Here is an 18,850-nt window from a genome sequence, read left to right as displayed (position 1 = left end):
TACAGTCAACATTTTTATAAGGTATGAGAAAAATAATAATTATTTGCGGTTTGTTTTTCGTTTTTGTTACAACAAATGCACAGACCAAAGTTTTAGATCCAGTAGAATATGTAAATCCTTTAATGGGCACACAATCGGTGCACAGTCTTTCTAATGGGAATACGTATCCGGCGATTGCAAGACCTTGGGGAATGAATTTTTGGACACCGCAAACTGGTAAAATGGGAGACGGATGGATTTATACTTATACCGCTGAAAAAATTCGAGGATTCAAACAAACGCATCAACCCTCTCCGTGGATGAATGATTACGGACAGTTCTCCATTATGCCGGTTACCGGGAAATTAGTTTTTAAAGAAGAGGAAAGAGCCAGTTGGTTCAGTCATAAATCCGAAACTGTGAAGCCATATTATTACAGCGTTTATCTCGCTGATTATGATGTGACTACCGAATTAACCACTACCGAAAGAGCGGCACATTTTCAATTTACCTTTCCAGAAAATGAGCAATCTTCTATTGTAATTGATGCTTTTGATAAAGGGTCTTATGTTAAGATAATCCCATCTGAAAATAAAATTATAGGATACACGACTCGCAATAGCGGCGGCGTTCCGGCTAATTTCAAGAATTATTTTGTGCTGGTATTCGACAAGTCTTTTTCATCGAATTATACATGGAAAGACACTGTTTTGGAAAAAGATAAATTGGAAAGTTTAGCCAATCATGCAGGTGCTGTAGTGAGCTTTAAAACTAAAAAAGGAGAGAAAATAAATGTCAGAGTCGCTTCTTCATTTATAAGCATCGAGCAAGCCGAGCTAAATTTGAAAACGGAATTAGGAAATGCTTCTTTTGAAAAAACTGTTGCGGAATCAAAAGAAGAGTGGAATAAAGTTTTAGGTAAAGTGCAAGTGGAAGGTGGCAGTGATGAACAATTCAAAACTTTTTATTCTTGTTTGTATCGTACCGCTTGTTTTCCTCAAAAACATTATGAAATAGATGCCGCAGGAAAAATTATGCATTACAGCCCGTATAATGGCAAAGTGTTGCCGGGTTATATGTATGCCGGTACTGGTTTCTGGGACACCTTTCGAGCATTGTATCCTTTGCTGAATTTAGTATACCCTTCCATAAATAAAGAAATGCAGGAAGGTTTGATTAACGATTATAAAGAAGGCGGATTCTTACCGGAATGGTCCAGCCCGGGATTTAGAAATGTGATGGTGGGGAATAATTCGGCATCCGTAGTTTCAGATGCTTATGTGAAAGGGTTGCGCGATTATGATATTAATACTTTGTATGAAGCCTTGTTGCATGGAGCCAATAATGAAGGGCCAATGGATGCGGTAGGGAGAAAAGGCGCGGCGTATTACAATACGTTAGGCTATGTTCCGTATGATGTGAAAATCAATGAAAATGCAGCACGAACATTGGAATATGCTTATGATGATTTTGCTATTTGGAAATTGGCGAAAGCCTTAAACCGTCCCAAAAAAGAAATAAATTTGTTTGAAAAACGAATGATGAATTATAAAAATGTTTTTAATCCTTCGTTCCAATTGATGAGCGGAAGAAATAAAGACGGAAGTTTTCCTGCTGATTTCAATCCTTTCAAATGGGGAGATGCTTTTACCGAAGGCAACAGTTGGCATTACAGCTGGAGTGTTTTTCATGATGTGCAAGGCTTGGTTGATTTAATGGGTGGCGAAAAGGCATTCACTACTAAATTGGACGCTGTTTTTAGTATGCCTCCAGTTTTTGACGAAAGTTATTATGGCTCCGTTATTCATGAAATTCGGGAAATGCAAATCATGAATATGGGACAATATGCACACGGCAACCAGCCTATTCAGCACATGATTTATTTGTATAACTACGCTGGTCAGCCTTGGAAAACACAATATTGGTCCAGAGAAGTAATGAACCGTTTGTACAAACCAACGGCTGACGGATATTGTGGTGATGAAGATAACGGGCAAACTTCGGCTTGGTATGTTTTTTCGGCGATGGGGTTTTATCCTGTTTGTCCGGCTACAGAAGAGTATGTTCTTGGAGCGCCATTATTTAAGAAAGTAACGTTGCAATTAGAAAATGGAAAAGAAGTAATCATAAATGCTCCGGGTAATTCGGAAGATAATAAATATGTTCAGGAATTAAAATGGAATAATTCCACTTACACAAAGAACTATATCAATCATTTTGATTTGCTCAAAGGAACGGTATTGGATTTTGACATGAACAATACTCCTAATAATCAGAGAGGAACTTCGTCGAGTAGTTATCCATATTCTTATTCAACTTCAAAATAATACGATGCAAACACGTAGAAAATTTATAAAAAACACAGGAATTTTATCCGCAGGATTATTGGCAATTCAATCGGAAGTTTTTGCTTCTGAGTCCAATATTTTTAATTTTCCAATGAAGGATTTTGTCAGTAAACGTCCACCATTAGCCGAAAGAAAATTTACCAGTGAAGCGATTGAAGCGGCAATTGTACGCATCAAAAAACAAATAGCTAACCCTGAATTAGCATGGTTATTCGAAAACTGTTTCCCGAATACATTGGACACCACAGTCGATTTTGAAATTATCGATGGCAAACCGGATACATACGTAATCACAGGAGATATTGATGCGATGTGGTTGCGTGACAGTACAGCCCAAATTTGGCCGTACATTCCTTTTGTAAAGGAAGATGCAAAACTCGGGGAACTGGTAAAAGGAGTGATTAACCGCCAAACCAAATGCATTTTACTTGATCCGTATGCCAATGCTTTTTATAAAGATTTCAACCAGGTAAGCGAATGGAAAAATGATATTACCAAAATGCAACCGGGAATTCATGAGCGCAAATGGGAGATTGACAGTTTGTGTTATCCCATCCGATTGGCGCATGGCTATTGGAAAGAAACGGGCGATATAAGCTTGTTTGACAGCCAATGGAAAAAAGCCATGCTTTTGGTATTGCAAACGTTCAAAGAACAGCAACGTATGGATAATAAAGGTCCTTACACTTTTCAGCGTACTACCGCTTGGGCTACTGATGGTGTTCCATTGAGTGGTTACGGTTATCCGGTAAAACCTTGCGGGCTCATTGTTTCTACCTTTAGACCAAGTGATGACAGTACTTTGTTTGGGTATTTGATTCCAAGTAATATGTTTGCCATTGAAGTACTCGGCTATTTAATGGAGATTTTCTCTCTGCCGGAAATTAAGGATACTGATTTGGTTGCCAAAGCCAAAGAATTGCAAGAACAAGTGCAAAAAGGATTAAAAGAAAACGGAATTATCAAACACCCAAAGTTTGGAAAAATAATCGCTTTTGAAGTAAATGGATACGGAAGTTTTCACATGATGGATGATGCCAATGTACCATCTTTATTGTCATTACCGTATTTAGGAGCGATCCAACCGGATAGTAGTTTGTATCTTAATACCCGAAAAGTAGTCCTTTCAGAAAACAATCCATTTTTTTATAAAGGAAAAGCGGGTGAAGGTGTTGGAGGACCGCATACTGGCGCTGATACCATCTGGCCGATGAGTATAATTCTAAGAGCAATAACCAGTGTAGATGAAAAGGAAATAAGAAAGTGTATTAGCAATTTGATAAAAACACATGCCGATACTGGTTTTATGCACGAATCCTTTCATAAGGATGACGCAACAAAGTTTACCCGAAAATGGTTTGCATGGGCAAATACGCTTTTTGGAGAGTTGATTGTTCATACGAGTAACAAGTACCCTCAAATTTTAAGTGATAAGAATATTTAGGCAATATCAATGGCAATGGAAAAAATTAATACTAATTTAAAAATGAAGAGTATAAAATTCCTTTTTTTGTTACTTCTTGTCACTAATGGTATAGCAGCTCAGAGCAATAAAAATCTAGCTGTAATTGCATATTACACGGGTGATGATAAACTAATAAATGAGTTTGAGATAAATAAACTGACGCATATTATTTATAGTTTTTGTCATTTGAAAGAGGGTAAGTTAAATGTTGACACGGCTAAAGATTCTCTTACTATCAAATATCTAGTATCATTAAAAGCTAAAAACCCGCAGTTAAAAATCATGCTGTCATTAGGCGGTTGGGGTGGTTGTGCTCCTTGTTCCGATGTTTTTTCTACAGTAAAGGGAAGAGCAGTTTTTGCAAAGTCGGTACAAGAAGTCAATACTTATTTTAAGTGTGACGGAATAGATTTAGATTGGGAATATCCCACTATAGAAGGAGTTCCAGGGCATTTGTATCAACAAGCTGACAAAAAAAATTTTACGGAGCTTATCAAAATTCTTCGCAAAACCTTAGGGAATAAGAATGAACTTAGTTTTGCGGCTGGAGGATTCCAGAAATATTTAGACGAATCTGTCGAATGGAAAAAAATAATGCCATTGGTGGATCGCGTTAATATTATGAGTTACGATTTGGTAAACGGTTATTCAAAAGTAACGGGACATCATACGCCATTGTTTAGCACTAAAAAGGATGAAGAATCTACAGATAAAGCGGTAAGCTATTTATTAAAATTGGGAATACCTGCCAAAAAACTTGTTATTGGAGCAGCCTTTTATACCCGCATTTGGAAAGAAGTATCCAATATTAATAACGGTTTATATCAATCTGGTGAACCAACTGGTGGTGTAAATTTTAAAAAATATACCACTTCATTTACAGCGGTTGATGGTTGGAAATATTTTTGGGATAAAAAAGCAAAGGCACCTTACTGGTATAATGAAAAATTAAAATTATTTGCTACTGGTGATGATATTGCTTCTGTTAAGGCAAAAACGAGCTATGCAATACAAAAGAAGCTAGGAGGTATTATGTTTTGGGAACTGGTTTTAGACAGTCCGCGCAATGGGATGCTGGATGCGATAGATCAAATAAAAATAGCTAAATAATTCAATTTGGATATTTTATAATCAGTATTAATCCAGTTGAAAACAACAAATTAATTGATTAAGTAAGCGTTTATCAAAAACAACGAAAAAGTATATTATTTATAATTTGATAAAAAAATAAAATGAAGAAAATTGCAGTACTATTGTTGGTTTTTACAAGTGTTATTTCTAATGCACAACAAGCAGAAAACATCATCATCATAACAACAGATGGGTTTAGATGGCAGGAACTTTTTAAAGGAATGGATTCTTCCATTGCTAATAATCGAAAATTTAATCAGGGTGATAGCACTTATATTTTTAAAAAATATTGGAGTGATGATGATAAAGAACGCAGGGAAAAGCTAATACCTTTTATGTGGTCAGTAGTTGCTGAAAAAGGACAATTATATGGCAACAGAAATTATAACAATAAGGTAAATAATGCCAATCCACACTGGTTTAGTTATCCTGGGTATAGTGAAATAATGACCGGTTATGCTGATCCCGCAATCAATTCAAATGAGTATAAGCCGAATCCTCATGTTACTGTATTGGAGTTTTTAAACCAACAACCAAAGTTTAAGGGTAAAGTGGCTGCTTTTGGTGCTTGGGAAGCATTTGATAGAATCTTAAATGAAAAGCGAAGTGGTATCCCTGTAGCTTCGGCCTATGATAAAATTGGAGGAAATAAACCAACTGTCCAACAAAAATTGATCAATGATATGTTGGCTGATTCCTATAAGCCTTGGCATACAGATGAGTGTTTTGATGTTTTTACGCATTATGAAGCTTTGGAGGAATTAAAGACCAATAAGCCAAAAGTATTGTATATCGCCTATGGAGAAACAGATGAATGGGCACATGGAGGACAATATCGTTCCTATTTAGATGCTGCTCATCAAGTAGATGCATGGATTAAGCAAATATGGGATTTTGTGCAAAATGATCCACAGTATAAAAACAAAACTGCTTTAGTCTTTACAACGGATCATGGCCGTGGGGATAAAATTAAAGCAGAATGGACGAGTCATGGAAGTTCCATACAAGGCGCATCCGAAATATGGTTTGCTGCTATGGGACCTGGAATTACTGGCAAAGGAGAAATAAAAACGGAAGGACAATTCTATCAGGAACAATTTGCCCAGACTATTGCTAAATTACTAGGGTATACTTTTAAGGCCAGTCATCCGGTTGCTAAAGAAATAACAGAAGTATTGAAATAATAAACCCGTTTTCAAGTGATAGGCTTTGAGTAGTAGAAACCAGTTAAAACATGGAGGGGTGAGAATAGCTTCTTTTTAGATTATCAAAATAAAAATATAACCGATGAACAGTATAATAAAACAAACAGTTACGGCACTTAGAAGTTCAGTTCTATTATTTCTTTTATTAGCTCCAATGTTAGTAAATGCGCAGCAACAACCTTCTATTATTCCAAAACCCGTAGATCTTAAAATGGGGAATGGTAACTTTACAATTGATGGAAATACGACTATCCAATACAAAAAATCACAAAAAGAGTTAAAAGCAACTGCTGATTTTTTGGCATCCTATATTAAAAATATTTCAGGATTTTCTTTAAAATCAAATAAAGCTGCAGCGAAAAAAGTGGAGTTTGTAATTGAAAAAAGCATTCAAGATGAAGGATATCAGTTAACTGTATCACCAACTGCTATTGTGATTAAAGCGAGCAGCCCAAAAGGTGTTTTTTACGGCATACAATCGATATTGCAAACCTTACCGGCTATACGTACTAATGCGGCTTTGGAAGTGCCGGTTATGCAAGTGAATGATTATCCTCGTTTTAAATGGAGAGGAATGCATCTTGATGTAAGCCGTCATTTCTTTGGTCCCGATATGATAAAAGAATACATTGACTTGATGGCATCCTACAAAATTAATGTGTTTCACTGGCACCTTGTGGATGATCAAGGATGGAGAATTGAAATAAAAAAATATCCAAAACTTACAGAAATAGGGGCTTGGAGAGTAGATAATACTAATCTAAATTGGCGAGAAAGACCACAAGCTAAAGAGGGAGAAAAGCCAACTTACGGAGGTTTTTATACACAAGAACAAATTAAAGAAATTGTAAAATATGCTGCAGAGAGAAATATAACCATAGTTCCTGAAATTGAAATGCCGGGCCATGTAGCTTCTGCGATTGCTTCTTATCCGCAATTGAGTTGCACGCAACAACCGCAATTGCCTTTAACTGGAGGTAACTATACTAATATGTCCTCTAATTATTGTGCTGGAAATGAAGAGGTTTTCTCTTTTTTACAGGATGTACTTAGTGAGGTTTTGATACTTTTCCCTTCTACTTATATTCATTTAGGAGGGGATGAGGTAGACAAAGCACCTTGGAAAAAATGTCCCCGTTGTCAGGAAAGAATGAAAGCGGAAGGGCTGAAAAACGAAGATGAATTACAGAGTTATTTCATGAAAAGAATGGAGAAGTTTATCCTCAGCAACAACAGAAAAATGATTGGCTGGGATGAAATTTTAGAAGGAGGGCTTGCTCCGGAAGCTGCTGTTATGAGTTGGCGAGGTGAAGCAGGTGGAATCGAAGCGGCAAAAATGAAACACAATGTGGTAATGACTCCTGGTTCTCCGTGTTACTTTGACCATTATCAGGCAGGGCCAGAGGGAGAACCTTTCGCCATTGGAGGATTTAATACCGTTAAAAAAGTATATGATTATGAGCCTATTCCTAAAGAATTAAATGAGGAAGAAGGAAAATATGTGTTGGGTGCTCAGGGTAACGTATGGACCGAATTTATAACAACAACTGAACATCTGGAATATATGGTGCTTCCTCGTATGGCAGCGTTAGCAGAAGTGTTATGGTCTCCAAAAGAGAATAAAAACTGGGATGGTTTTAATGAACGATTGCAATATCACTTTAAAGGATATGCACAAAAAGGCTTGCATTATTCTCCGGGTAATTTCACGGTAAATATCAAGCCCTCTTCTCAAAACGGACAATTGATGGTAAGTTTTTATACTGAAGCATTGAATGGGCAGATTCGCTATACAACGGATGGTACGGAACCTACCATACAAAGCGAAAAATACGAAAAACCTATAGCTATTAAATCATCTCTTGTATTAAAAGCATCCACGGTTGTAGACGGACAAATAAAAGGACTGCAGGCTGCAAAGCAAAACTTTGTGATGCATAAAGCAGTTGGAAGTACTGTCAAATACACTAATCCGGTAAGTCAATATTACTTGGCCGATGGTCCAAACTCTTTAACGGATGGGGTTAGAGGTACTAATGCAGTAGGTAAATACTGGCATGGATTCAGCGGGAAAGATATGATTGCAACAGTCGATTTAGATGAAACAAAACCAATTAAAACTATTTCATTGGGTTGTTTGCAAAATTACAGTGACTGGATTTTTTTACCGCAATCAGTGAAATTTGAAGTTTCAACTGATGGAACAGTTTTTACTGAAATAAAAACGATTAACAACCCAATCGATACGAATCAGAAAACGGTATTATATGATTTTAGCGCAGCATTTGCACAGCAGTCAGTAAGGTATATCAGAGTAACGGCTAAAAATAATCTTTGTCCTCCGGGTCATAGTGGTGCAGGAAAACCAGGGTGGTTATTTGTAGATGAAATTATAGTAGAATAGGTCAGATGAAATTGCACAAAAAGTTATAAAATAACTTTTTTAACAAATAGTAAATACAAGAAAAAAATAAATGAATAAAGAATATGCATTAGGGTTAGATGTTGGAGGAACTCACATTACTGCAGCAGTTATAGATATTAATGAGATGAAAGTTCTTGATTTTTCGGTGCATAAGGAGTCTTTTGATTCTAATTTGCCAGTAGCTGAGGTTATGGCTATTTGGGAAAAAGCGATTCGAACTTCATGGAAGGATTCCGGGATAGAAAAGTTGGAAGGATTAGCAGTATGTATGCCGGGTCCATTTGATTATGAAAGTGGCACTTGTTGGATAAAAGGGCAGGCTAAATATGAACATTTTTATAGTTTAAATATCCGGGAATTAATTCAAGAAAGGCTTCATTTTTCTGATGATTTACCCATTCTTTTCGATAATGATGCCAATTGTTTTGGTAAAGGAGAATTTTTTAAAAATGCAGAAAATAGTTCAAAAAGAGTAATGGCAGTTACCCTTGGTACTGGTCTCGGGGCTTCTTTTATAGATAACGGTAAAGCAATAGATTCAGGAACTCAAGTGCCAACAGATGGCGAGTTATATAACCTCCCATTTAAAGAGGGAATGGCTGAAGATTATGTGTCAGCTCGAGGGCTTTTATCTCGTTATGAAGCTGTAAGTGGTATAAAAATCAGCAATGGTCTTGAACTTTTTAATCGTGCAAATGATGGAGATGTTTTGGCTATAAAAGTATTCGAGGAAGTAGGAGCTGATTTAGCCGAAATTGTACTTCCGTGGTTAAGGAGTTTTGAAGCAGATAGTTTTATAATTGGGGGTAAAATTGCAAATGCCAGTGTCTATTTCTTGCCGGCTTTTCAACAAAAAATTAAGGAGGCCGGGAGTGAAGTCACTATCTTAGTGTCCACTGATAATGAAATTTCGGCTTTACTGGGTGCTACAAGTTTACTATGTGAAATATAGTATTTAATTATAATTATTTTTAAACCAAATTTGGATTAATATAAAATAGAAAATATGACTAACCGTAGGAGTTTTATAAAAACAGCGGCGATAGCTTCCGCAGCTGTGGCGTTAAATTCATTCAAAGGGAAACCAGAAGAAAATGATTTTTCATCTAAAAAAGGAAAGAAACCCATTGTACTTTCTACATGGAATTTTGGGATACAAGCTAACGCTGCCGCTTGGGAAATATTAAAAAATAAAGGGAGAGCTTTAGATGCTGTAGAAGCAGGAGTGAAAGTTCCCGAAGGTGACCCAAAAGAACGAAGTGTGGGGTATGGCGGACGACCAGATAGAGATGGTCGGGTTACACTTGATGCTTGCATTATGGATGAAAATGCCAATATTGGATCAGTAGCTTGTTTGGAATTTATAAAACATCCTATTTCGGTAGCTCGAGGTGTGATGGAAAAAACACCACACGTGATGTTGGTTGGTGATGGTGCTTTACAGTTTGCGCTATCACAAGGTTTTAAAAAGGAAAATTTATTGACCGAGGAATCCGAAAAAGAATGGAAAGAATGGCTGAAAGATAGTAAATACAAACCCATCGCTAATATCGAAAATCATGACACGATTGGGATGATTGCTTTGGATGCGAGCGGGAATCTTTCTGGTGCCTGTACCACAAGCGGAATGGCTTTCAAAATGCACGGACGTGTAGGCGACTCACCAATTATAGGTGCGGGTTTGTATGTTGATAATGAAATTGGTGCCGCCACAGCTACAGGTCACGGAGAAGAAGTGATTCGTATTTCAGGTTGCCACTTGGTTGTCGAATTGATGCGTCAAGGGAAATCTCCACAAAAAGCCTGTGAAGAAGCGGTTGCTCGAATTGTAAAATTAACAAAGAATAGAAATAAAGACCTAAAAGACATTCAAGTTGGTTTTATCGCCTTGAATAAAAAAGGGGAATATGGTTCGTATTGCATTCAAGGAGGTTTTAACTACGCCGTTAATGATGAAACGGGAAACCGATTAATTGATGCCGATTACTTTTTAAAATAAATGGAAAAAAGTAAACTGGAGATAGCGTGCTTTAATCTTGAATCGGCTATTATTGCACAAAAAAATGGCGCCGATAGAGTAGAATTGTGTGCCAATATGAAAGAGGGCGGAACAACGCCAGATTTTGAAATAACTAAAGCTGCCCGCGACGTTCTTTCTATCGATTTGAATGTCATGATTCGACCTCGTGGAGGAAATTTTGTCTATTCTGATTTTGAATTTGAACAAATGAAATCAGAAATCATAGCCTTCAAAAAGCTACAAGTAGATGGTTTTGTTTTTGGAATTTTAAAAGAAGACGGTAGTCTTAATAAGGAACGAAATGCCGAATTAGTTGCTTTGGCAAACCCGCTTCCATGTACGTTTCATCGTGCTTTTGATAGAATAAAAAACAGATTTGAATCACTTGAAACCGTAATTGAATGTGGTTTTAAAACCATTTTGACTTCTGGGCTAGAAACAAATGTGATGGAAGGAATTGATATATTGGTAACTTTAGTAGAAAAGGTAAATGATAGAATTACCATTATGCCAGGCGGGGGATTGCGTTCATCGAATATTGGTTTGTTAAAGGAAAAAACGAATGCTGTTTTTTACCATTCTTCAGCTATTACAGACTCAAGCGAAACAGCAAACGGTAATGAGGTAAAAGCCCTAAAAGCCATTTTGTAATACTTGTAAAAGAGCAATTTTTAAAATCGAAAAACCCGGAGTGGCATACTCCGGGTTTTTCTTTTGGCAACAAACTATTAAAACTAATTCTTATAAAAGCCCACCACTACCTTGGGTTTCATTTTTGTCGCGTTGTTTTCTTTGAATGGCTTTGTTTTTTCCACTACCAAAACGGTAATTGAATCCTACATAAACCGATTGGCTTTCCCAATTAAATTGTCCGTTTGCCTTGTAAGGTCTGTCACCATTAAATGCAAAATGCATGGTGTTGAAAATATCGCTGAATCGGGCACTGATGGTTCCGCTTCCTTTCAAGATATTGTAACTTGTTCCAAAGTCCATTTTCCACATTGGTTCTCTTAAAAATTGCAAACTGATATCACGTCCTCTATACATTCCAGACAATTGAAAACGCAGGTCTTTTGTGGCTTTAAACGTATTGCTAATTCGGGTATTGAAAGTAGTAGCATTAACCGTTATAAATTCGAAATTTCCAGGTGTATTTTCAATAGTTCCTTTTACTTTTTTCTTATACGCATCTAAACTGATGTTGGCACTCCACCATTTTTTGAAATCTAAATTTCCGGAAACTTCCACGCCATACGCATCATTGTTTTCGAAGTTGTCGTAAGATAATATTTGTTTGTTAGTATCTTCAGGATTGGTAAAAATTACTCTGGTAATTTCGTCCTCGATTCTTCTGTAAAAAATACCTGAAGTGATCGATCCAATTTTAGTTTTTCGGGTATAATTCAATTCAAATGAATTGGTAAATTGAGGGATTAGATCTGGGTTTCCTTCAGAATCGATTGTAGGGGTACTCCATTCTCTAATTGGGTTTACCTGTGAAATACTTGGTCTGTCTACACGTCTTGAAAAGCTCAAGTTGAAAGAGTTGTTATCGCTGGGATTGTAGGTTATAAAAGTGGATGGATAAAGGCTTAAAATATCGTCTTCAAATTTCGAATCGGCTTCACCATCTTTTTTAAATATCGCCTCTACATCGTATTGTTCCAAACGTGCTCCCACTTGGAAATTCCATTTTTTCCATTGTTTTCCTAAAGTGGCATAAGCCGAATATAACGATCTGTCATAAGTAAAAGCAGAACCGAAAGCATTGTCTTTGAATAAACTATTGTCAGTATTATCATTTCTGCTTTCCAATCCCAGTTCTAATTTGATGGTTTCAGTTAATGGATTAACATAGTCAAGATTAACGATAGTACTTTTGCCCAAAGTTTCCACATCATTGTTGAATGAATTAATTAATACCCCAGTGGTTTTGTTATAATTGGTATAAACGGCATCTTCTGGACTGTCACTTTTGTTGTAATTCACTTCCAGTTCTAAATTGTGACCTTCTTTTTTGAAATTCAATTTATAATCAAAGTTATAGGTTTGCGAATGGTCATCGTTTACGTTGTCAAAAAGTTGTAATTTGTCTATATTGCTGTTGTTAACATAATCTACATCGGTACTTCCAAAACCATTTCCTAAGAAAAAACTTTGATTGGTATAAAACGAAAAAGTATTTTTTTCATTGATATAGAAATCAAATCCCAATTTGGCCAAATGCGAGGTGTTTTTATTGTTAAATTCAAACTTCTGAAGGTTTTCTTTGTTCGTTTCAAAACTTTTTATAAAACCATAGTTTGCATTTTTTCCATGATTAAATCCATAATTTCCATAGAAATTAAACTTTCCAGATCTATAATTTAAGTCAAGTGATGAATTTACTTTTGGAGTTTTACCAAAGGTTACGCCATTATTGATACTTCTATTGAAACCAAGTTTACTGTTTTTATTCAAAACAATATTGATAATTCCGCTCATTCCTTCGGGATTGTATTTTGCCGATGGATTGGTGATTAATTCAATTTGTTTGATGGAAGCTGATGGGATTTGTTGCAAGATTTGTGCAGCATCCATATTGGTAGGTTTCCCGTCGATTAGTATGCGAACATTAGAATTTCCTCTTAAACTGATGGCATTCGTTTGCGGATCTACACTCACAGATGGAATGTTGTTCATGATTTCTCCAGCTGTTGCTCCGGCAGAAATTAAATCTTTCCCCACGTTAATAATCTTTCTGTCAATTTTTTGTACAATAGTTGATTTTTCGCTTACTACTTCAACACCAGCCAGCTGAACGGCATCTTCTTCTAATGCAATTGTATTAAAATTGATGTTTCTGTCTTCCGTTAATTTTGCCGATTTTGTAATTGTTTTATAACCCATAAATTGGATTTCAACAGTGTAATCTTTTAAGGCTAAATTTTTTATTTGAAAAGTTCCTTTGTCAGATGTAATGCCACCAGTAATGACTTTGTTGTTTTCTTTTACCACAATATTTACATACGGTAACGGTTCATTAGTTTTTTTGTCAGTGATTTTTCCAGAAATAATTCCGGAGTTTTCCAGAATTGATGGTTTGACCGAAGTTTGTGCCTGCATCGAAAACAACGTTCCGATAAAGCAGATTAAAATTAATTTAAGTTTCATGATTGATTTGATTTAAATGATTGATGATGCAAATGTATTCTTTTATATAATACTATGTTAAACATAATACCTTTTTTAATAATATTTAACATTTTTTAACAAATACTAAATATTAAAAGTTTCTTAATAGACTTCCGAACAAGGATTTTGTTACATCTATTTTTGAAAAAAATATGGATTTCTACCTTAAGCTAGGTTAAAAGCTTCATTTTTAGGTGTAAATTATCTTGTTTTCCAATTTTCAAATTACTGCAATATGACTATCTTTGTAGCCTTAAAACCAATACACGAAATGACATTACCACAGATTCTTACGCCCTCTATTGAAAAAGCTGTAAAAGTTTTATTCGACGTTACTATTGATAAAGTTGAATTTCAAACTACACGCAAGGAATTTGAAGGGGATATTACAATGGTTATTTTTCCATTGTTGAAAGTTGTTAAAAGTAATCCAGTAGAATTGGGAAATAAAATAGGGAACTATTTAGTTGAAAATCTAGCTGAGGTAAGTCGGTTTAATGTGGTTTCCGGATTTTTGAATATTGTTATTTCAGATGACTATTATTTGGATTTCTTCGGAGAAATAAAAGATAACCTTACGTTTGGTTTCGTTACCCCAAATCCAGAAGACAAAGCGGTAATGGTGGAATATTCTTCGCCAAACACCAATAAACCATTGCATTTAGGTCACGTTCGTAATAATCTTTTAGGCTATTCAGTTGCCGAAATCATTAAAGCTTCTGGTAAAAAAGTCTATAAAACTCAAATTATCAACGATAGGGGGATTCATATTTGTAAGTCGATGCTGGCTTGGCAGAAATTTGGAAATGGACAAACTCCGGAGTCAACAGGTTTAAAAGGCGATAAATTAGTTGGAAATTATTACGTGGCTTTTGATAAAGCGTACAAAGAAGAAATAGCGCAATTAATGAGCGCCGGTAAAACAGAAGAAGAAGCCAAAAAACAAGCACCAATCATCTTGGAAGCGCAGGAAATGTTGCTGAAATGGGAAGCTGGAGATGATGCGGTAATCACGCTTTGGAAAACCATGAATCAATGGGTTTATGATGGTTTTGCCATTACCTATAAAAATTTAGGAGTTGATTTTGATTGTTTTTATTACGAAAGTAACACGTATTTATTAGGGAAAGATGTGGTTCAGATTGGTTTGGACAGAGGCGTTTTCGAAAAAGATCCTGACGGTTCCGTTTGGATTGATTTAACGGACGAAGGCTTAGACCGTAAAATTGTATTGCGTTCAGACGGAACTGCGGTTTACATGACGCAAGATATTGGAACTGCTATTCAGCGTGTGAAGGATTATCCAGATGTAGGCGGAATGGTTTATACCGTAGGAAATGAGCAGGATTATCACTTCAAAGTGTTGTTTCTTATCTTGAAAAAATTAGGTTTTGACTGGTCTAAAAATCTATTCCATTTGTCTTACGGAATGGTAGATTTACCTTCCGGAAAAATGAAAAGCCGCGAAGGAACGGTTGTCGATGCCGATGATTTGATGCAGGAAATGGCAGATACAGCGCAAAAAATTGCAGAAGATTTAGGGAAATTAGACTCCTATTCTCCCGATGAAAAAGCAAAATTATACAGCACGATTGGTTTAGGTGCTTTGAAATATTATATTCTAAAAGTAGATCCTAAAAAACGAATCCTTTTTAATCCGGAAGAATCGGTAGATTTCGCCGGAAATACAGGACCGTTTATTCAATATACCTACGCCAGAATTCAATCTATTATTCGTAAAGCAAATTTTGATTTTTCGAATAAATCAAAAATGACAACGCTGCACGAAAAAGAGAAAGAATTGGTGAAACAATTAGAATTGTTCCCTGAAGTTATTCAAAATGCAGCGCAACATCACAGTCCGGCTTTGCTTGCAAATTTCACGTATGATTTAGTTCGTGAATACAATTCATTCTATCAGGCTGTTCCTATTCTTGGAGAAGAGGATTTAGAGAAGAAAATTTTCAGAGTTCAATTATCCAAAAAAGTAGCAGATACTATTGCAGCCTCGTTTAGATTGTTGGGAATTAACGTTCCGGAGAGAATGTAATTTTTTAACTTCTTTATTGTGAAAATGATGTTTATTTAATACATTTAGTATCAAATAAATAGTTAATCATGAGAAAGATGTTTTTTTACCCGCTTTTGTTTGGTCTGTTTTTGCTGAATGTAGCTGGAACATGTTGTGCTGATGATCCCGAAGTGGTGTCTATTGCAAAAAATAACCTGACACAAGTAAATAGTATAATAAGTCAAGGCACTTGGAAAGTGAGCTATTTTCTTGATAAAAATAGTAACCTGACAAGTGAATATTCAGGATATAATTTCACTTTTGGAATGAATGAAATTTTGACTTCTAACAATGCTGCCAATGCGTTTTCTGGAAATTGGTCCGTTGTAAAATCGAATGGTATCGATGATAATCCGGATAATGATTTGGATTTTGCCATTTCATTTTCAAGTCCGGATACATTAATGGAGTTGACAGCGCATTGGGATGTTACTGAAATTACGGAAACTAAGGTTCGGTTGAAAAGTAAATCTGGCAATGTTGATGGAATCAATTATTTGACTTTCGAAAAGAAATAAATTTATATCGTTTAACGATTTAGTAAAACTTTAGAAAACAGTCTTAAAAAAGGCTGTTTTTTTTATAATATTATGAATACAACTTCAAAATCAAATGCTTAAATTTGCATCTCAAAATAAATCAATACTATGTTCGATAATTTAAGCGATAAACTAGATAAAGCCTTTCATATACTTAAAGGTCACGGAAAAATCACCGAAGTAAATGTAGCCGAAACTCTAAAAGAAGTTCGTAGAGCCTTACTTGACGCGGATGTTAACTTTAAAATTGCGAAAGATTTTACCACTAAAGTAAAAGAAAAAGCAATTGGTCAGGATGTATTGACGACACTTCAACCAGGACAATTATTGGTGAAGTTAGTGAAAGATGAATTGACAGAATTAATGGGTGGTGATGTTGCCGGAATCAATCTTTCGGGAAATCCATCGATTATTTTAATGTCAGGTTTGCAAGGTTCAGGGAAAACTACTTTCTCAGGAAAACTAGCCAATTATCTTTTAACAAAGAAAAATAAAAAGCCATTATTAGTAGCTTGTGATATTTACCGTCCTGCGGCGATTCAACAATTATACGTAGTTGGAGATTCGATAGGAGTTGAGGTTTATTCAGAGCCAGAAAATAAAAATCCTGTTGAAATTGCTCAAAATGCAATCAAACATGCGAAAGCAAACGGATTCAATGTAGTGATTGTCGATACAGCCGGTCGTTTAGCTGTCGATGAGGAAATGATGAACGAAATAGAACGCGTTCATAAAGCAATTCAACCTAATGAAACGTTGTTTGTTGTTGATGCAATGACAGGTCAGGATGCTGTAAATACTGCAAAAGCCTTCAATGAAAGATTAAATTTTGATGGGGTTATCTTAACCAAATTAGATGGTGATACACGTGGTGGAGCTGCAATTTCGATTAAATCGGTTGTTAATAAACCAATTAAATTCGTAGGTACAGGAGAAAAGATGGACGCCATTGATGTGTTCTATCCTATTCGTATGGCCGAAAGAATTTTGGGAATGGGAGACGTTGTGTCTTTGGTAGAAAGAGCTCAAGAGCAATTTGACGAAGAAGAAGCAAGAAAAATCCAAAAGAAAATTGCCAAAAACGAATTCGGTTTTGATGATTTCCTTTCTCAAATTCAGCAAGTAAAGAAAATGGGTAATATGAAAGATTTGGTAGGAATGATACCAGGTGCTTCAAAAGCCATGAAAGATGTGGAAATAGAAGACGATGCATTCAAACATATTGAAGCGATTATTCATTCAATGACTCCAATTGAAAGAAGCAAGCCGGCTTTGATTGATGTAAAAAGAAAAGCCAGAATTGCAAAAGGTTCCGGAACCAAAATCGAGCAGGTTAATCAATTGATGAAGCAGTTTGAACAAATGAGCAAGATGATGAAAATGATGCAAGGACCAGGAGGAAAAAACCTCATGAAGATGATGGGCGGCATGAAAGGCGGAATGCCAGGTGGTATGGTCGGAATGAGATAATTTATTTGTGTAAGGTTTAAAAATTCAATTCGTTGCGTTTTTAAACCTTACTCTTTTATACAAATTACACAACTACTAAACCTTTAAGTCTCAAGTTTTCAAAGCTTCAGAATTAAAATTTAAACAATTTTTAAAAATGCAATTACTAGACGGAAAAAAAACAGCGGAAGATATTAAGAGTGAAATCGCTGCAGAAGTACAAAAAATGAAAGACAATGGGGAGAAAGTACCTCATTTAGCAGCCTTGATTGTTGGTAACGATGGAGCTAGTTTAACTTATGTAGGAAGTAAAGTAAAAGCCTGCGAAAGAGTAGGTTTTGAGTCGACTTTAGTAAAAATGCCAAGTACAACTACTGAAGTTGAATTGTTGAAAAAGATTAAGGAATTGAATGAGAATGATGCTATTGATGGATTTATCGTTCAATTGCCACTTCCGGAACAAATCGATGAGCAAAAAGTGTTAATGGCGGTAGACCCAAGTAAAGATGTTGATGGATTTCATCCTGAGAATTTTGGAAAAATGGCTTTAGACATGACCACTTTTATTCCGGCAACACCTTTCGGAATTTTAGAATTGTTAGAAAGATACGGAGTAGAAACCAAAGGAAAACATACTGTAGTAATAGGTCGTAGTCATATTGTGGGAAGACCCATGAGTATTTTGATGGGAAGAAAAGGTTTTCCTGGAAATTCAACGGTAACTCTAACGCATAGTTACACTAAAAATATTGAAGAAATTACCATTCAGGCGGATATCATTATTACGGCTTTGGGCGTTCCTAATTACCTGAAAGCAAATATGGTGAAAGAAGGAGTGGTAGTTATTGATGTTGGTATTACTCGTGTTCCTGATGAAACAAACGAAAAAGGATATGTGATTACGGGTGATGTTGATTTTGAGCAAGTAAGTAAAAAATCATCGTTTATTACTCCTGTTCCGGGTGGAGTAGGACCTATGACCATTGCAATGTTGTTGAAAAACACGCTTTTGGCTAGAGAAATGAAAAGAAATAAATAAAGAAA

At 35.8% G+C, this 18,850-nt stretch carries 13 protein-coding genes; 12 read left to right on the top strand and 1 reads right to left on the bottom strand.

The genetic code is table 11. The annotated features are described in order from the left end of the window. Positions 1-23 precede the first annotated feature (23 nt). From E0I26_RS04605 to E0I26_RS04570, 8 genes are all read left to right on the top strand, one after another. Positions 24-2,306, top strand: coding sequence for a GH92 family glycosyl hydrolase (locus tag E0I26_RS04605; protein WP_131915323.1), 2,283 nt, complete (start codon positions 24-26; stop codon positions 2,304-2,306). A gap of 4 nt (positions 2,307-2,310) precedes the next feature. Continuing rightward, positions 2,311-3,771: a glycoside hydrolase family 125 protein gene (locus tag E0I26_RS04600; RefSeq protein ID WP_131915322.1), complete on the top strand. Its 1,461-nt coding sequence runs from the start codon at positions 2,311-2,313 to the stop codon at positions 3,769-3,771. A 42-nt stretch (positions 3,772-3,813) separates the two neighbouring features. After that, positions 3,814-4,902, top strand: coding sequence for a glycoside hydrolase family 18 protein (locus E0I26_RS04595; RefSeq protein WP_131915321.1), 1,089 nt, complete (start codon positions 3,814-3,816; stop codon positions 4,900-4,902). 122 nt (positions 4,903-5,024) lie between these two features. Further along, a complete protein-coding gene (locus E0I26_RS04590; RefSeq protein WP_131915320.1) occupies positions 5,025-6,107 on the top strand; it encodes a sulfatase-like hydrolase/transferase in 1,083 nt (360 codons plus the stop codon). Between the two features lie 103 nt (positions 6,108-6,210). Further along, positions 6,211-8,532 (top strand): glycoside hydrolase family 20 protein, encoded by a 2,322-nt coding sequence (locus tag E0I26_RS04585; protein WP_131915319.1) that lies wholly within the window; start codon positions 6,211-6,213, stop codon positions 8,530-8,532. A gap of 70 nt (positions 8,533-8,602) precedes the next feature. After that, entirely contained in the window at positions 8,603-9,505 is a 903-nt protein-coding gene (locus tag E0I26_RS04580; RefSeq protein WP_131915318.1) for an ROK family protein, read from the top strand. A gap of 54 nt (positions 9,506-9,559) precedes the next feature. Further along, positions 9,560-10,552 carry an isoaspartyl peptidase/L-asparaginase family protein gene (locus tag E0I26_RS04575; RefSeq protein ID WP_131915317.1) on the top strand — a complete coding sequence of 331 codons (993 nt, stop codon included), beginning with the start codon at positions 9,560-9,562 and terminating at the stop codon, positions 10,550-10,552. Continuing rightward, complete coding sequence (locus E0I26_RS04570) at positions 10,553-11,224, top strand: copper homeostasis protein CutC (protein WP_131915316.1); 672 nt, start codon at positions 10,553-10,555, stop codon at positions 11,222-11,224. It begins immediately after the preceding gene. 90 nt (positions 11,225-11,314) lie between these two features. Here E0I26_RS04570 and E0I26_RS04565 read toward each other — a convergent pair whose 3' ends face one another. Further along, entirely contained in the window at positions 11,315-13,726 is a 2,412-nt protein-coding gene (locus tag E0I26_RS04565) for a TonB-dependent receptor domain-containing protein (protein WP_131915315.1), read from the bottom strand. 292 nt (positions 13,727-14,018) lie between these two features. On the opposite strand from E0I26_RS04565, the gene argS reads away from it, so the two are divergent. From argS to E0I26_RS04545, 4 genes are all read left to right on the top strand, one after another. Further along, on the top strand, positions 14,019-15,797 hold the full coding sequence (gene argS, locus E0I26_RS04560; RefSeq protein WP_131915407.1) for an arginine--tRNA ligase: 1,779 nt from the start codon (positions 14,019-14,021) through the stop codon (positions 15,795-15,797). Between the two features lie 68 nt (positions 15,798-15,865). Beyond that, positions 15,866-16,336, top strand: a complete 471-nt coding sequence (locus E0I26_RS04555; protein WP_131915314.1) for a hypothetical protein — start codon at positions 15,866-15,868, stop codon at positions 16,334-16,336. Between the two features lie 129 nt (positions 16,337-16,465). Beyond that, positions 16,466-17,827, top strand: coding sequence for a signal recognition particle protein (gene ffh, locus E0I26_RS04550; protein ID WP_131915313.1), 1,362 nt, complete (start codon positions 16,466-16,468; stop codon positions 17,825-17,827). Positions 17,828-17,963: 136 nt separating this feature from the next. Continuing rightward, positions 17,964-18,845, top strand: coding sequence for a bifunctional 5,10-methylenetetrahydrofolate dehydrogenase/5,10-methenyltetrahydrofolate cyclohydrolase (locus E0I26_RS04545; protein ID WP_091205932.1), 882 nt, complete (start codon positions 17,964-17,966; stop codon positions 18,843-18,845). Positions 18,846-18,850 lie beyond the last annotated feature (5 nt).

It is taken from the genome of Flavobacterium rhamnosiphilum (assembly GCF_004349195.1).
In the GTDB taxonomy this organism is placed as follows: domain Bacteria; phylum Bacteroidota; class Bacteroidia; order Flavobacteriales; family Flavobacteriaceae; genus Flavobacterium; species Flavobacterium rhamnosiphilum.
This window is presented reverse-complemented; position numbering and strand designations above follow the sequence as displayed.

Bases quoted from the DNA above. Each gene is read 5' to 3' on its own strand.
- E0I26_RS04605 (WP_131915323.1), top strand. From the start codon at position 24: ATGAGAAAAATAATAATTATTTGCGGTTTGTTTTTCGTTTTTGTTACA.
- E0I26_RS04600 (WP_131915322.1), top strand. From the start codon at position 2,311: ATGCAAACACGTAGAAAATTTATAAAAAACACAGGAATTTTATCCGCA.
- E0I26_RS04595 (WP_131915321.1), top strand. From the start codon at position 3,814: ATGAAGAGTATAAAATTCCTTTTTTTGTTACTTCTTGTCACTAATGGT.
- E0I26_RS04590 (WP_131915320.1), top strand. From the start codon at position 5,025: ATGAAGAAAATTGCAGTACTATTGTTGGTTTTTACAAGTGTTATTTCT.
- E0I26_RS04585 (WP_131915319.1), top strand. From the start codon at position 6,211: ATGAACAGTATAATAAAACAAACAGTTACGGCACTTAGAAGTTCAGTT.
- E0I26_RS04580 (WP_131915318.1), top strand. From the start codon at position 8,603: ATGAATAAAGAATATGCATTAGGGTTAGATGTTGGAGGAACTCACATT.
- E0I26_RS04575 (WP_131915317.1), top strand. From the start codon at position 9,560: ATGACTAACCGTAGGAGTTTTATAAAAACAGCGGCGATAGCTTCCGCA.
- E0I26_RS04570 (WP_131915316.1), top strand. From the start codon at position 10,553: ATGGAAAAAAGTAAACTGGAGATAGCGTGCTTTAATCTTGAATCGGCT.
- E0I26_RS04565 (WP_131915315.1), bottom strand. From the start codon at position 13,726: ATGAAACTTAAATTAATTTTAATCTGCTTTATCGGAACGTTGTTTTCG.
- argS (WP_131915407.1), top strand. From the start codon at position 14,019: ATGACATTACCACAGATTCTTACGCCCTCTATTGAAAAAGCTGTAAAA.
- E0I26_RS04555 (WP_131915314.1), top strand. From the start codon at position 15,866: ATGAGAAAGATGTTTTTTTACCCGCTTTTGTTTGGTCTGTTTTTGCTG.
- ffh (WP_131915313.1), top strand. From the start codon at position 16,466: ATGTTCGATAATTTAAGCGATAAACTAGATAAAGCCTTTCATATACTT.
- E0I26_RS04545 (WP_091205932.1), top strand. From the start codon at position 17,964: ATGCAATTACTAGACGGAAAAAAAACAGCGGAAGATATTAAGAGTGAA.